Raw genomic sequence first — 14,074 nt, 5'->3', positions numbered from 1 at the left:
TTTCGTACGGGCCGGGCGCGTTCAGGACCGCGATCCGGCGGCCCGCGCCTCGCGACGCCATTCGGCGAGGAGTTCCGGGTAGTGGGGGTCGAGGAAGAAGTGGTCACCGGCGAGGACCCGGACCGAGGATCCGCGGTCGGCGAGTTCCGCCCAGCCGGCCGCGGCGGCGGCGCCGACGATCGGGTCCCGGTCGCCGAGGAGCACGGTGAGGGGGATGCCGATCCGCGCGCCGCCGAAGCGGTAGCGCCGGATCATCCGCAGATCGGCCTCCAGCGTGGCCGCCGCCATGCGCAGCAGCTCGGGGTGGTCGAAGACCTCCTGGGGTGCCCCGCTCAGCTCGCGCAGCACCCCGACGGGGTCCGTGACGTCGAGCCGGTGGCCGGCGGCGCCGGAGGGTGCCTCGCTCCCGGCGACCACGAGCCGCAGCAGGCGCCGCTCCCCGGCGGTGACCAGACGGGCCGTCACCTCGTAGGCGAGCAGCCCTCCCATGCTGTGCCCGAGCAGGACGCAGGGGGCCCGGGTCTCCCGCAGACGTGCGGAGACGGCCTCGGCGAGGTGGTCGGCCATCCGGTCCAGGTCCCACGGTTCCTGTTCGGCGACCCGGGACTCCCGGCCGGGCAGCAGCGCGAGGCTGCAGAGGGTCGTCGGTCCGGCGGCCCGGCGCAGGGCCGCGAAGGATCCGGAGGCGGCGCCGGCGGGCGGGAAGCACACCACGTGGAGGTCGGGATCGGGGTGGGCCGGGCGGGTGGTCCGCAGCCAGCGGCCGGTGGCGGACGCGGTGGCCCCGGTCGGGGAGGCGTGGGGTGACGCGGGCATGCGGAGCCCTCCTTCCTGCTTCCTGGTGCGGCGGGTGCGGCGGGTGTGTCGGGTGCTACGGGTGTGTGTTCGGGGCGCGCGGAACGGCCCCGGCGGCGCGGATGGGCGGGCAGGTGGTCGGGCGGTGCGTGTGGTTCAGCGGGGGTTCAGCGGGCGGGGGCCCTGGTGCGTAGCGCGGTGGCGGCCGCGGCGGCGGCGCCGCGGATGCCGGTGTGGTCGAGCTTTCCGTTGCCCCCGACGGGCAGTTCGGGGAGCCAGCGGCAGACCGCCGGCACCATGTACTCCGGCAGGAGGGCCCTGAGGTGTGCCAGGACCGCCGGTTCCCGGTCCTCGTCGCCGGTCAGTACGGCGGCCAGGCAGGGCGCGCCGTCGCGCTCCACCACCACGACGACGGCTTCGTGGACGGCCGGGTGCCGGCGCAGGGCCGCCTCGATCTCGCCGAGTTCGATCCGGTAGCCGCTCACCTTGACCTGCCGGTCGAGCCGGCCGAGGTGTACCAGGCCGCCGCGCTCCCGGCGTACCCGGTCGCCCGTCCGGTACCAGTGGTGGGGGCCGGGCACTCCCCCGGTGAAGGGCGTGGCGGTCCCGTCGGTGAAGTCCAGGAACCGGCCCGCGTTGTCGGCGGGGTCCAGATAGCCGCCGAAGCGCTGGACTCCGCGCAGGCAGAGCTCGCCGTCGTCCGCGGGCCGTCCGGACTCGTCGAGGACCAGCTGTTCGAGGCCGGGGTGGACCGCGCCGATGGGGACGGTGCCGTTGCCCGGCTCCGGCCACTGCCGCTCGTCCTCCGAGAGCCGGTACTCGGTGCAGGCGACGGTGACCTCCGTCGGTCCGTACACGTTGTCGATCGCGCTGTGCGGTGCGGCCGCGCGCCAGGCGCGCGCCTGGTCGAGGGTGAGCTGCTCGCCGATGAACTGGCTCTGCCGCAGGCCGGGCATCGAGCCCGCCGGGATCGCCCCGACCCGCCGGGCGATGGACACCACGGACGGCACCGAGAACCAGTGGGTGATGCGGTGGCGGTTGACGTAGTGGGCGGGCAGGAGCAGTTCGCGTCCTTCGGGCACCACGAGCGCGGCGCCGGCGCCCCAGGCGCAGAACAGGTCGAAGACCGAAGGGTCGAAGGTGAGCTCGAAGGTGTGGGAGAGCCGGCTGTCCGCGGTCACCCGCTGGCGCGCCATGGCGTGGCGTACGTAGGCGAGGGCGCTGCGGTGCGTGATGGGCACGCCCTTGGGCTGTCCCGTCGAGCCCGAGGTGAACAGCAGATAGGCCTCGCGGTCCGGGCCGTCGGCGGTCCCGGGCACGGGTCCCGCGGATGTCGCGGCGCCGGGGTCCGCGGTCTGCGCGGGGTCGCGCGGGCGCTCCGGGTCCGAGACGTCGAGGAGGCCTGCCGCGAGCGCGCCGTGTTCGGCCCACTCGGCCGGCGGAGCCACGCCGACGGCCAGTGGCACGGAGGCCGCGGCCATGACGCCGGCCGCGCGGGCGGCGGGGGTCGCGGGTCCGATGGGGACGACGGCGCAGCCGGCCCGGAGGATGCCGAGGTAGCCGGCGTAGGTCTGGAGGTGCCGGGTCGCGTACAGGGCGACGCGCCGGCCCGGCCGGATGCCGCGCGCGAGCAGCTCGGCGGCGATCGCGTCGGCCCGTGCCGCGAGTTGCCGGTAGGTCAGGGCCGTACGGCCGTGTTCGACGGCCACCCGGTCCGGGTGGCGCCGGGCGGAGTCGGTGAAGAGTTGCGCGAGGTCGTCGGTCCGGTGGCCGGTGGTCACGGTGTCCCTCCCTGCTCCCGGGCGGGTGCGAGGCGCCGGAGCCAGGGGTCGTCCGCCAGGCCGTCGGCGGCGAACAGGCCGGCGATGCCGCGGGCCACCGGCCCGACGGCGGCGTCCAGTTCCTCGGCGGTCGCGAACCGCAGGGTGACATTGGCGGCGCGGAATCCGGTGTCGGCGCGGGCCGCACCGTGCTCGGCCACCTCGTCCACGCCGACGACGCCCGGCAGGGCGCGCAGATCGGCGCGGGAGACCCGCGAGGCGACGGTGCCGTCCTCGTGCGGGAACGGGACGAAGAGCCCGACCATGAACCCGCTTCGGCCGAGGTCCGCGGGCTGCTCCGGCAGCTCTTCCCCAGCCGTCTCGCCGAGGGCGAGGGTCAGCGCGGAGCGCACCAGGTCGGGGCCGCCGAGGGGCCGGAGCAGCCGGGTGAGGTGTCCGCCCACCCGGCCGTTGACCTCGATCACCTCGATCTCGTCGGGCGTGACCCGCAGTTCGGTGTGGGTGACCCGGCAGCGGGTGCCGAGGGCGTCGAGCGCTTCTCCGGTGCGCTTGAGGACCAGGTCGCGCGTCTGGGCGGGCAGCCGGCTGGGGACGACGTCTCCGGTGACCCGGACGAGGTCGGCGCCCTCGGGCCCGGCCGCGTCGCGGATGCTGACCGGCGCCTTGTCGAAGACCGCGCAGTGCGTGCGGCGGGTCGCCGTGCTGACGGTCTCGACGGAGACGAAGTCGGCCAGCCAGGGGACGCCGGAGGGATGTGCGGACGGCGGGATCAGGCCCTCGAGCAGCAGGCCCGCCCATGAGGTCCGCAGCGAGAGGACGCGGCGCACGTCGTCCGGGTCGCGGAGGAAGGTCACTCCCCGGCCGCCGACCGCGCGGCGGGGCTTGAGCACGGCCGGCAGGCGAACCTCGCGCAGGGCCCGGCGGAACTCCTCCGCGGAGTCGACCGACGCGAAGGGCAGTGTGGAGAGCCCGGCCCGGGCGAAGGCGCGCCGCTGGACGAGTTTGTCCCAGGGGCTCCCGGTGGCCGGCGCACCCGGCAGGTCCAGTGCGCGGAGCAGGTGGTCCGTGAAGTCGAGTTCGTCGTCGTGGAAGGTGGTCAGTCCGCGCAGCCGGAGGGCGGCGACCGCCGGGACCGGGTCGTCGTCGGGGAGGACGTGGACCGGGAACATCGCCCGAGCGAGTTCCACGAGTTCCGGGTACGTGCCGGCCACCGGGCCGCGGAAGATCAGGACCGGGCGGCAGAGACCCTGGGCCGCCCGGTAGACGTCCCGGAGTCCCGCGGCCCCATAGGGCCGGTGCACCACTCCCACCAGGGGCAGGGACGCGTCCGCGCGCACGCTCACCGGGCCACCCCGGACTCCGCCTGCGGAGCCGTGACCGTGACCGTGGCCGCGCCGGCGCAGGCGGTCACGACGGCCTGCAGGGTTCCTTCGACGAACAGCGCCTCAAGGGGGAATTCGATGCCCAGTCTGCTTTCGAGACGTTCGACGAGACGGGCCGCCTGGAGGGAATTTCCGCCGAGCTCGAAGAAGTCGTCTCCGGGCTCCGCGGAAGAAATATCGAGAACGGCGCACCATTCCTCACGAACGGTTTCTTCGAGGTCATCGCGAGCGGAACTCATGTCATCCCTTCAACGCACTTCGGACCCGAATATGTCACCTTGGACGGCCGTGAAAACGGAATGCGCGAGCGGTTCCCAGCAAGGCCCCGGAAGGAGTCGGGGGCCCTCGACGGAATGCACGCGGACGGTTCCCGTCGTGACACCGGACCAGGCTTCCGCGGCCGTCCGGCCGAGCACCGGGTCCCCGGTGGCGAAGAATGCGTCGACCGGCAGGGCGAGGGGTTCGCGCGGCCCCGGGCGGGCGGCCTCGTGCGCCAGCCGGAGGTCGGCCGCGATGGCCGGTTCGAGCATGGGGAAGACGACCGGGTCGTCGAGCACGTCGTCCGGCATGACACCGGTCCGCCGCATCTCGGCCCGTACGTCCGTGACGGCCGACCCCTGGTCACCGTGGCCCGGCGGTTCACCGGCCACCAGGAGGCGCGCGGGGCCGGCCCGGCCGTTCCGCCGCAGCAGACGGGCCACTTCGAGGGCGAGCAGCGCGCCGAAGCAATGGCCGAAGAAGACCTGGGGCCGGTCGCGGTCCAGCTCCGCGGCGATCTCCTCGACCAGCGGCCGGAGCCGTGCGGGCGGGGGTTCCCGCATGCGGTCCTCGCGGCCGGCGAGCCGCACCACTTCGAGCGCCACGCCGGCCGGGGCCGTACGGGACCAGGCCCGGAAGGGGACCGAACCGGCGCCGGCCCACGGAAAGCAGACGACCGGGAGAAGGGAATCCCCCGCCGCCCCGAGGCGAACTGTATTGCGTGCCAAAGCAGGTATTCCTCTCGACCTCGAGTCGGCGTTCACGGGTTCTCCGGGCGGCGACGAACGATTCTGAGAACGATTCCAAGCTGCGGTGCGCAAGCCGTGTCAGGCTGACACGGCGGACGGATCAAGCGCAACCCCCCACCGGACCGGCCGACAGCTTCGTCGATTCCGCCAAACCCGTGAATGGCGCCAATTCCGCGAGGGAGGCCGGGATTCCGCCGTCGCGCTTCTCCGGCCACCCCTGGCCGAATCCGATCCATCGAATCAGCCACCATGCACCCGGATTCGGCCATTCGAATACCTGAGCGGCTGAATTCGACACCCTCGGGCCCGGCCGGTGCGACAGTTACGGGACATGCCGAGTCGCGGGGACATCGCGCCAGGACGTCCGGAGGAGGAGCCCAGCCCGTGGACGAGCAGCACGTCCGGGACGGGGGCGGCCTCCCGCCCGGCTACCCGATGTCGTTCGAGCAGGAGTCGATCTGGCTCAACGACCAGTTCCACGAAGGCCCGTCCCGCTATCTCGAGTCCTGGGCCCACCGGCTGCGCGGAGCCCCGGTCGACGCCCGTGCCGTCCGGTGCGCCCTCACCGGGATCGTGGCCCGGCACGAGGCCCTGCGCAGCCGGCTGGCCCTCGTCGACGGAGAGCCGCGGCAGACGGTGTCGCCGCCCTCCCCGATCGGCCTGGACGTCCGGCGGGTGGCCGCGCGGGACCTGCCGGCGGCCGTACGGGCGGCGGCGACCCGACCCGTACTCCTCGACCGCGGGACACAGCCGCGGGCCACCCTCCTGCGGGTCGCGGAGGACGACGCCGTCCTCGTCCTGGCGCTCCACCACGCCGTGATCGACGGCTGGTCCCTCGGTCTGATCGGCGCCGAGTTCGGCGCCCGCTACCGGGCCGCGCTGTCCGGCCGGGACCCCGGACTCCCCCAGCTCCCGCTGCAGTTCGGCCCGTACGCGCTGCGCCAGCGCCGGACGTACGGCGAGACCCGCGCGGACTCCCTCGCGTACTGGCGGGAGACCCTGCGCGGAGCGCCGCCGGAATCCTCCTTCCCGCCCGACCGGCCCCGGCCGGCGGCGCCCGGCACGCGGGGGGACCGGATCGAGTTCGCCCTGGACGCCGGGACCGGGGCCGCGGTCCGGGCCTTCGCCCGCAGGACGCGGAGCACCCCCTTCACGGTGCTGGCCGCGGCGCTGGGCGCGCTGCTCGCCCGGCTCTCCGGGCAGGACGACGTGGTGCTCGGCACCCCGGTCTCCCGCCGGGACGAGGAGGCGCTGGAACCGATGATCGGCTGTCTGGCCGATGTGATGCCGCTGCGGCTGCGCGTGCCGGACGGCCTGTGCTTCGCCGAACTCGCCGCCCGGGCCAAGGAGCAGGCCTGGGGCGCGCTGCGGCACCGCGGCATCCCGCACTCCCATCTGGTCCGCGAACTGGGCGCCGAGCGCACCCCGGGCCGCTTCCCGCTCTTCCAGGTCGTCCTCGGCCTCGACGACGCCGCCCCGGCGTCCGCGCCGGATCTGCCGGGCATCAGCGCCGAGCGGCTGTACCCGCACGCGGGGACCGCCAAGTACGACGTGTTCCTGCAGCTGATACCCGAAGGGGACGGCTTCCGCGGCTTCCTGGAGTACTCCACCGACCTGTTCGACCGCGCCACCGCCCACCGCCTCGCGGAGCGGCTGCGCACGCTGCTCACCGATGCCCTGGCCCGCCCCGACCGTCCGCTACGGGACTTGGACGTGCTGCCCGTCGGCGAGCGCCGGCTGCTGCTCGACGACTGGGCGCCCGGGCCCGTCCCGGCCGGTCCGCAGCCGCTCGCGCACGAGTGCGTGGCCGCGCAGGCCGCCCGTACGCCCGGGGTACCGGCGGTGGTGCACCGGGGCCGGGTCCTCGACTACGCCGCCCTTGAGCGGGCGGCGGAGGCGGTGGCGGACCGGCTTGCGGCGCACGACACGGCCGTCGGCACGCCCGTCGGGGTCTGTGTGCGGCGCGGCCCGGAAGCGGTGATCGCGGTCCTCGGCGTCCTCAAGGCGGGCCGTGCCTGTCTGCCCCTCGATCCGGCGCTGCCCGCCGGCCGGCTCGCCCTGATGGCGGCCGACAGCGGTGTCGGCGTCGCGGTGGTGGGGCCGGAGTCGGCCGGGCTGCTGCCGCCCGGTGTGACGGCGGTGCCGGTGTTCCCGGACCCGGCGGCCGACCCGCCGTCCGAGCCGCCGTCGGAGCCGGCAGCATGGCCGCGGCCCGTTCGCCGCCCCGTCGTGACGTCCGAGGACCCGGCCTATGTCGTGTACACCTCCGGCTCCACCGGCCGGCCGAAGGCGGTGGCCGTGCCGCACCGGTCGCTTGCCAATCTCCTTGCCTGGCAGCGGGAGCGCTCGCCGGCGGGGCCCGGCACCCGGACCCTCCAGTTCGCCGCGCCCGGCTTCGACGTCGCCTTCCAGGAGCTGTTCGCCACGCTGGCGTCCGGCGGCACCCTCGTCGTCGCGGACGACGAGGACCGGCGCGACCCGGCCCGGCTCCTCGAACTCCTGGCAGCCGAACGGATCGAGCGGGTCTTCCTGCCGTTCGTGGCCCTCCAGCAGCTCGCCGAGCACGCCTGTGCCACCGGACGTCCGGCCGCGACGCTCAGGGAGGTCGTCACCGCCGGCGAGCAGCTGCACGCGACGCCCGCGCTCCGGGAGTTCTTCCGCTCGCTCGCTCCCCGGGCCGTGCTCGAGAACCAGTACGGGCCTTCCGAGACGCATGTCGTCACCGCGGAGCGCCTCGGCCCCGACCCGGCCGGCTGGCCCGAACTGCCGTCGATCGGCCGGCCGCTGCCCGGCACCCGGGTGCTGCTGCTCGACGACCGGCAGCGGCTCTGTCCCGTGGGTTCGACCGGGGAGATCTGTGTCGGAGGCCGTGCGCCGGCCTCCGGATATCCGGGGGACCCGGAGCTGACCGCGCGGAAGTTCGTGCCGGACCCCTACCGCCCGTCCGGCGTCCTCTACCGCACCGGCGATCTGGCCAGGCATCTGCCGGACGGACGGATCCAGTTCCTGGGCCGCCGGGACGAGCAGGTCAAGGTCCGCGGGTTCCGGGTGGAGCCCGGGGAGGTGGCCGCCGCGGTCCGGGCCGTGCCCGGAGTCGCCGACGCCGTGGTCGTGGCCCGGACCGACGCCCCGCCGGCCGGAACGCGGCTGATCGCCTACTACCGCCCGTCCGCACAGGTCGCCCTGCGGCCCGGCCCGTTGCGCCGCTCGGTGGCGCGGCGGCTTCCGGACCCCCTGGTGCCGGCCGTGTTCATGCCCGTGGAGCGCTTCCCCCTGACGGCGAGCGGCAAGCTGGACCGGGCGGCGCTGCCGCCGCCCGACGCCCCGGAGACGCGGACGCACGACACCTTCAGAGCCCCGGGAACCGCCACGGAACGCCGGATCGCCCGGCTGTTCCAGGAGCTCCTCGGGTGCGCCCGGGTGGGCGCGGACGACGACTTCTTCGCCCTGGGCGGGCATTCGCTGCTCGCCACGCGGCTGGTGCTGCGGATCCATCAGGAGCTGGGCACGACCGTCCCGTTGGGCGCCCTGACGCTCGCCCCGACCGTCGCGGGCATCGCCGAGCTCGCCGAACTCGCCGGAGAGGACACGGGGCGTGCGGCCGCCGGCGCGGGCTTCGATCCCGGTGCCGACACGGAACTGCCGGCCGACATCGTCCCGGCCGCCGAGACCCTGCGGGTGGTGCCCGATCCGCGCGAGGTGCTGGTGACCGGAGCGACCGGGTTCCTCGGCGCCTTCACCGTCCGCGCCCTCCTCGACCGCACCCGGGCCCGGGTGCACTGCCTGGTGCGCGGTCGGGACCAGGAGCAGGCGGCCGGTCGGCTGCGTTCCGCGCTGCGGCGCTACGGGCTCTGGGACGCCTCCTGCGAGCGGCGGCTCACGGTCGTCCACGGCGATCTGGCCGAACCCGGCCTGGGTCTGCCGCCGGGCGCCTTCGACGAACTGGCCCGCCGGACGGACGCGGTCTACCACGTCGGCGCGGCGGTGAACCTCGTCTCCCCGTACGAACACCTGAAGGCAGCCACCGTCGACGGCACGGCCCGGATCCTCCGGCTCGCGGCCCTGCACCGCAGTGTGCCCGTACACCATGTCTCCACCGTGGGCGTGTACACGGGTCGCGGCGAGCTCTCCGTCGGCCCCGGGCACCCGACCGGTCCGCCCGGCGCCCTGCGGCACGGCTACACCCGGAGCAAGTGGGTGGCCGAACGGCTCGTCGAGGCCGCCCGGTCCCGCGCCCTGCCCGTCACCGTCCACCGGCCGACCCGGATCACCGGGCACAGCCGCACCGGGGCCTGTCAGACCGGTGACTATCTGTGGCTGCTCCTCAAGGGCTGCGTCCGGGCGCAGGCCGCTCCGGCCGGTGTGGACACCGCGTTCGACCTGGTGCCGGTGGACCACGTCGCCGACGCCGTCGTCGCGCTGTCCCTCCGGCCCGAGGCGGCCGGCCGCACCTTCCACCTGGCCGCCGGGCGGCTCACCCGCCTCGACGACGCGCTCGACGTGCTGCGCGGCATGGGCCACCGGCTGCCGGCCGTCGAACCCCGGGAGTGGCTGCGCCGGATCGGCCGGGATCCGGACAACCCCGCCTTCCCGCTCCTCGGCACGCTCGCCGAGGAGCTCACCGGCGGAGGTTCGGAGGGCACGCTCCGCTTCGACGCCTCCGCCGCCGACGCCCTGCTCGCGGGCACCGACGTGGTCCGCCCGGGCGACGGCGCCGCACTCGTCGCCCGCAGCGCCGCCTGGTTCACCCGCACCGGCTGGCTGCCGGAGCCGGGCGCACCGGGCGCGTAGTCCGCGCGGGAGTCCGTCACTGCTCAGCGGTCAGCGGCCAGCGGCCGGGCTCAACGGTCAGCGGTCGAGGGGCTTGTGCGCCGTCTCCGGCAGGCGCAGATAGACCGCGGACGAGACGAGGCAGAGGGCCGCGACGTACCAGGGGAAGAGGTGCGGGCGGTCCAACTCCTTGAGGAGGGTGCCGACGTACGGGGCGGTGCCGCCGAACAGGGCGACGGTGAGGGAGTACGGGAAGCCGATGCCGGCGGCGCGGACGCGGGCGGGGAAGGTCTCCGCGTTGACGGCGGCCGAGATGGAGGTGAAGCCGGTGAGGAGCACCATGCCGGCGCACTGGACGAGGAGCAGGGTGAGGAAGGAGCCGTCGAGCGCGCGGAGCAGCGGGACGACGAGGACGGCGAAGCCCAGACCGAAGAAGAGCAGGGTGGGCTTGCGGCCGAAGCGGTCGGACACCAGGCCGCCGACCGGCTGGAGGAGCGCGAAGAAGGCGAGCGACAGGGTGCCCGCGAGCAGGGCGTCCTCCTTGGCGATGCCGGTGTTGAGCTCGGCGTAGGTCGGCAGGTAGGAGGTCCAGGTGTAGTACGCGAGGGTGCCGCCCGCGGTGATGCCGCCGATCAGGAGCGAGGCGCGGGGGTGGTACCGGAGCGCGTCGAGGAGTCCGGGGCGGCGTTCGTCCGCGGGCCGCTCGGCGCGGGTCTCCTCGGCGCCGCGCCGGATCCAGAAGCCGGCCAGGCTGAGCACGGCGCCGAGCAGGAACGGCACCCGCCAGCCCCAGCCGTCCATGGCGGACTCGGACAGGACGGCGACGAGCAGCGCGGCCGCGCCGGAGGCGGCGAGCTGGCCGACGGAGGTGGAGACGTACTGGAAGGAGGAGAAGAGGCCGCGCCGGCCGGGCCCCGCGGACTCCACCAGGAAGGTCGTGGAGGCCGCGAACTCCCCGCCCACCGAGAGGCCCTGGAGCAGCCGGGCGGTCACGAGCACGACCGGGGCGAGGACTCCGGCGGCGGCGTAGGTGGGGGTGAGGGCGACGAGCAGGCTGCTGGCGCCCATCAGGAGGATGGTGACGGTGAGCGCGGTGCGCCGGCCGCGCCGGTCGGCGACGGCGCCCATGAGCAGGCCGCCGACGGGCCGCATGAAGAATCCGACGGCGAAGACCGCGAAGGTGGAGAGCAGCGGGACGAGGGAGTTGCCGGTGCCGGGCGGGAAGACCTGGCGGGCGAGGTAGGCGGCCAGGAAGGTGTACGCGTACCAGTCGTACCACTCGACGGCGTTGCCGACGGAGGCGGCGAGCAGCTGGCGTAACGGGCGTGCGGTCGGGGGCGCCTGGGCACGTGTCGTCTCTGCGACGGGTGTGGCGGACGGGACCGAAGGTGTGTCTGTCATGATCACGCTCTGCCCGCCGGACGGGCCTCGTACGCACCGGCCGGCGGTTCGCCCCCGCAGCCGACTCGACCCGGCTCGCGCTCAGGGGCCGAGGACCTCCATGTGGTCGGCCACCGCCACCACCAGGACCCGGGTGCCGGGTGCGGTGGTGCGCCAGCGGTGCCGGACCCTGCCCAGGGCGTCGCCCCGCAGGCCGCTGGCGTCGTCCGCGCGCACCAGGTCGACCGTACGGGACTCGTCGGAGGCGGCGAGGAGCCGTACCGCCGTGGTGTCCAGGGCGTCCGCGATCCGCTGCAGCGAACGCATGCCGGGGCGCGCCCGGTCGTTCTCGATCTGGCTGAGGAAGGGCGAGGAGAGGCCGCTGCGTGCCGCCACCTCGGCGAGGGTCAGGTCGAGCGCGCGCCGCCGCCGGCGCACGGCCGCGCCGACCCTCGGCGTCCTCGCGCCGCCCTCGGCCACCATCGCCGTCGCCCCCCCCACCTCACTCGGATGCCTTCCCAAGCACCTTACGCGGCTGTCTCCCGCCGCCCCCGGGACGGTTTCGTACTCCCGACACACGCCCGTCACGCGAGGCTCCTAGTTTCAAAGCCGGTTGCTCTCATCAAAGAAAGTTTGATGGTGGGCGCCGCCCCTCCACCGCCTCCGACGGGAGCTCCGCCATGCCCACGGTCGACCAGAACTCACGGCGCCGCCGCCCCACCGGCCTGATCGCCCTCGACGAGACCGCCGCCTTCCCCGGCCTCACTCTCTACGCACCCCTCACCGGCAGCGGCGAGGTGTATCTCGTCGACCTCCACGGACGCACCGTCCACCGGTGGAACCTGCCGTACCGCCCCGGCCGGCACGCCCGCCTCCTCGCCGACGGGACGCTCGCCTTCAACGGCGTGCTCCCCGGCGAGCCCGCCCTCTTCCCGATGTGGCACAAGTACCGGGGCGGCGTGCTGCTCCGGGCCGCGCCGGACGGCACGGTGCTGCGCGAGCACCGCGACCCGCTCCAGCACCACGACGCCCACCACCTCGACGACGGCCGCATCCTCTACTCCGCCCTCGAACCGCTCACGGGCGCGGACGCGGCGGCGGTACGGGGCGGGGTGCCCGGCTCCGAGGCCGCGGGCGGCACCGTATGGGCCGACACCCTCCGCGAGGTCGGTCCGGACGGCGAGCTCCGCTGGTCCTGGCGGGCCGCCGAGCATCTCGACCGCAGCGAGTTCCCGCTGCACGAGGCGTACGCCCGCGAGCACTGGCCTCTGATCAACAGCGTGACCCCGCTGCGCGACGGCAACGTGCTGGCCAGTCTGCGCAGCGTGTCCGCGGTCGTCGTGATCAGCCGCGAGACCGGCGAGATCCTCTGGCGCAGCCGCCCCGGCAGCGTCAGCCAACAGCACGCGCCGACCGAACTCGCCGACGGGCGGCTCCTCGTCTTCGACAACGGCGTCTTCCGGCCCGGGCACGACGTGCCGTACTCGCGCGTCGTCGAGCTCGACCGGGCGAGCGGCGAGGTCGTGTGGGAGTACCACGACCCGGCCCGCGAGTTCTTCTTCGCGCCCTTCATGGGCTCGGCGCAGCGGCTGCCGAACGGGAACACGCTCGTCACCGACTCCCCCTCCGGGCGCCTCTTCGAAGTGACCCGCGACGGCTTCCTGTGCTGGGAGTACGTGGTCCCGCACTTCGCCGCCTACCGCGAGAACGAGGTCCGCGGTCTCTTCCCGTCCGAGCCCAACGCGGTCTTCCGCGCCTACCGTTACGCCGCCCAGGACATCCCGTGGCTGGCGGCCGGGGCATGACGGACACCCCGGGCACGCCCCGTACCGCCGCCGACGCGGTCGACGAGCGGATCCCCTTGCGGCGGCTGGCGCCGCTCGCGGCCCAGCACCTCCTGCCGATGATCGCCGCGCCCGTCTCCACCGTCTTCCTGGTCGCCGGCACCCTGACCGCCGTCCTGCTGACCGCGTTGCTGGGGCACACGTCGAAGGCGAAGGCGGAGACAGTGGCGTCCGAGCCGGAAATCGGGAAGGCTCGCGCCCATGGTTTCGGTAGTGCAGAACGTGGCGATCGACTGTGCGGACGCCTATGAGCTGGCCCGGTTCTGGAGCGCGGCGACCGGCTGTCCGCTGCATCCGGACGACCGGCCGGGTGACCGGGAGGTCCAGGTGATGCTCGCGGAGGGGCCGGTGCTGTACTTCAACCAGGTGCCCGAGCCGAAGACGGTCAAGAACCGGATCCATCTGTGTCTGCGCCCGGAGACCTCGCGCGACCAGGAGGTGGAGCGCCTGCTCGCGCTCGGCGCCGGCTTCGTCGGGGACCACCGGAATCCCGACGGCTCCGGCTGGGCGGTCCTCGCCGACCCCGAGGGCAACGAGTTCTGCGTGCTGCGCAGCGCGTCCGACCGGGCCGCGACGCCGTCCTGACCCCTCGTCCCGCGCCCTTCCCCTCTCCCCCTCATCCCCTTCGTCTCCCCGCGGCCGTCCCGGCCGGGAGGCGGCCGCCGGCGACCGGCGCGGCACACCCGCACCCGCCCCGAACACCCGATCGCCTCTCCTCGCCCACCGGCCCCATCGGCTCGCCCCACCGCCCGATCACCCCCGCACGCCCCGCCCCACCCCCGTGCGCCCCCCTTGCCCGCGCCCGGCCCGCCCCGACGCCGTCCCGTGCCGTACGGCACGCACATCCATGCCACCACCGCGATCATTTTTGATCGCCTGATGACATTTTCAGTTCGAGTTTCTTTCCCTTTATCGGTCCGGACGGATCGATGGAGGCTTCCGCTCCATCCGGGGCACATGCCAATCCCGAACTGACTATGCTCCCCACATGTGTTGCGACGCGCTCACACAGAGTCACGCGTGCGGAAAAGGGCGCGGAATCGGCCACGGACGAAAACCGGCCGCGAAACGAAAAGCCCATCAGTCGGTCGCAGCACTCTCTTCCGCTCGCACAC

11 protein-coding genes are annotated in these 14,074 nt (G+C 74.5%); 4 read left to right on the top strand and 7 right to left on the bottom strand.

The annotated features are described in order from the left end of the window. Positions 1-21: 21 nt before the first annotated feature. The 5 genes from JAO84_RS34160 to JAO84_RS34140 all read right to left on the bottom strand — a co-directional run bounded on the left by JAO84_RS34160 (position 22) and on the right by JAO84_RS34140 (position 4,944). Positions 22-816 carry a thioesterase II family protein gene (locus JAO84_RS34160; protein ID WP_370416327.1) on the bottom strand — a complete coding sequence of 265 codons (795 nt, stop codon included), beginning with the start codon at positions 814-816 and terminating at the stop codon, positions 22-24. Positions 817-962: 146 nt separating this feature from the next. After that, positions 963-2,576 (bottom strand): amino acid adenylation domain-containing protein, encoded by a 1,614-nt coding sequence (locus JAO84_RS34155; RefSeq protein WP_370416326.1) that lies wholly within the window; start codon positions 2,574-2,576, stop codon positions 963-965. Further along, positions 2,573-3,919: an acetyl-CoA carboxylase biotin carboxylase subunit family protein gene (locus tag JAO84_RS34150; protein ID WP_370416325.1), complete on the bottom strand. Its 1,347-nt coding sequence runs from the start codon at positions 3,917-3,919 to the stop codon at positions 2,573-2,575. The genes JAO84_RS34155 and JAO84_RS34150 overlap by 4 nt, the downstream gene beginning before the upstream one ends. Continuing rightward, positions 3,916-4,197: an acyl carrier protein gene (locus JAO84_RS34145; RefSeq protein WP_370416324.1), complete on the bottom strand. Its 282-nt coding sequence runs from the start codon at positions 4,195-4,197 to the stop codon at positions 3,916-3,918. The genes JAO84_RS34150 and JAO84_RS34145 overlap by 4 nt, the downstream gene beginning before the upstream one ends. A 9-nt stretch (positions 4,198-4,206) precedes the next feature. Continuing rightward, on the bottom strand, positions 4,207-4,944 hold the full coding sequence (locus JAO84_RS34140) for a thioesterase II family protein (RefSeq protein WP_370416323.1): 738 nt from the start codon (positions 4,942-4,944) through the stop codon (positions 4,207-4,209). Between the two features lie 405 nt (positions 4,945-5,349). Between JAO84_RS34140 and JAO84_RS34135 the strand changes: the two genes are divergently transcribed. Beyond that, positions 5,350-9,756, top strand: a complete 4,407-nt coding sequence (locus JAO84_RS34135; protein WP_370416322.1) for an amino acid adenylation domain-containing protein — start codon at positions 5,350-5,352, stop codon at positions 9,754-9,756. A gap of 57 nt (positions 9,757-9,813) precedes the next feature. Here JAO84_RS34135 and JAO84_RS34130 read toward each other — a convergent pair whose 3' ends face one another. Together JAO84_RS34130 and JAO84_RS34125 are read right to left on the bottom strand one after the other, a co-directional pair. After that, positions 9,814-11,136 carry an MFS transporter gene (locus tag JAO84_RS34130; protein ID WP_370416321.1) on the bottom strand — a complete coding sequence of 441 codons (1,323 nt, stop codon included), beginning with the start codon at positions 11,134-11,136 and terminating at the stop codon, positions 9,814-9,816. Between the two features lie 81 nt (positions 11,137-11,217). Continuing rightward, on the bottom strand, positions 11,218-11,598 hold the full coding sequence (locus JAO84_RS34125) for a helix-turn-helix domain-containing protein (RefSeq protein ID WP_370416320.1): 381 nt from the start codon (positions 11,596-11,598) through the stop codon (positions 11,218-11,220). Positions 11,599-11,795: 197 nt separating this feature from the next. Here JAO84_RS34125 and JAO84_RS34120 point away from each other — a divergent pair, with 197 nt between their 5' ends. The 3 genes from JAO84_RS34120 to JAO84_RS34110 are packed head-to-tail and all read left to right on the top strand — an operon-like array spanning position 11,796 to position 13,544. Beyond that, on the top strand, positions 11,796-12,920 hold the full coding sequence (locus tag JAO84_RS34120; protein ID WP_370416319.1) for an aryl-sulfate sulfotransferase: 1,125 nt from the start codon (positions 11,796-11,798) through the stop codon (positions 12,918-12,920). Further along, positions 12,917-13,210 carry a hypothetical protein gene (locus tag JAO84_RS34115; RefSeq protein WP_370416318.1) on the top strand — a complete coding sequence of 98 codons (294 nt, stop codon included), beginning with the start codon at positions 12,917-12,919 and terminating at the stop codon, positions 13,208-13,210. Before JAO84_RS34120 ends, JAO84_RS34115 begins: the two co-directional genes overlap by 4 nt. Continuing rightward, positions 13,161-13,544 carry a VOC family protein gene (locus tag JAO84_RS34110; protein ID WP_370416317.1) on the top strand — a complete coding sequence of 128 codons (384 nt, stop codon included), beginning with the start codon at positions 13,161-13,163 and terminating at the stop codon, positions 13,542-13,544. The genes JAO84_RS34115 and JAO84_RS34110 overlap by 50 nt, the downstream gene beginning before the upstream one ends. The last annotated feature ends 530 nt before the right edge of the window (positions 13,545-14,074 follow it).

This window comes from Streptomyces fradiae (genome assembly GCF_041270065.1).
GTDB lineage: Bacteria > Actinomycetota > Actinomycetes > Streptomycetales > Streptomycetaceae > Streptomyces.
Note: the sequence above shows the minus strand (reverse complement) of the source record. Positions and strands in the feature narration are given on the sequence as shown.

Coding starts and splice junctions, on each gene's coding strand:
- JAO84_RS34145 (WP_370416324.1), bottom strand. CDS start 4,197: ATGAGTTCCGCTCGCGATGACCTCGAAGAAACCGTTCGTGAGGAATGG.
- JAO84_RS34115 (WP_370416318.1), top strand. CDS start 12,917: ATGACGGACACCCCGGGCACGCCCCGTACCGCCGCCGACGCGGTCGAC.
- JAO84_RS34120 (WP_370416319.1), top strand. CDS start 11,796: ATGCCCACGGTCGACCAGAACTCACGGCGCCGCCGCCCCACCGGCCTG.
- JAO84_RS34110 (WP_370416317.1), top strand. CDS start 13,161: ATGGTTTCGGTAGTGCAGAACGTGGCGATCGACTGTGCGGACGCCTAT.
- JAO84_RS34125 (WP_370416320.1), bottom strand. CDS start 11,598: ATGGTGGCCGAGGGCGGCGCGAGGACGCCGAGGGTCGGCGCGGCCGTG.
- JAO84_RS34160 (WP_370416327.1), bottom strand. CDS start 816: ATGCCCGCGTCACCCCACGCCTCCCCGACCGGGGCCACCGCGTCCGCC.
- JAO84_RS34130 (WP_370416321.1), bottom strand. CDS start 11,136: ATGACAGACACACCTTCGGTCCCGTCCGCCACACCCGTCGCAGAGACG.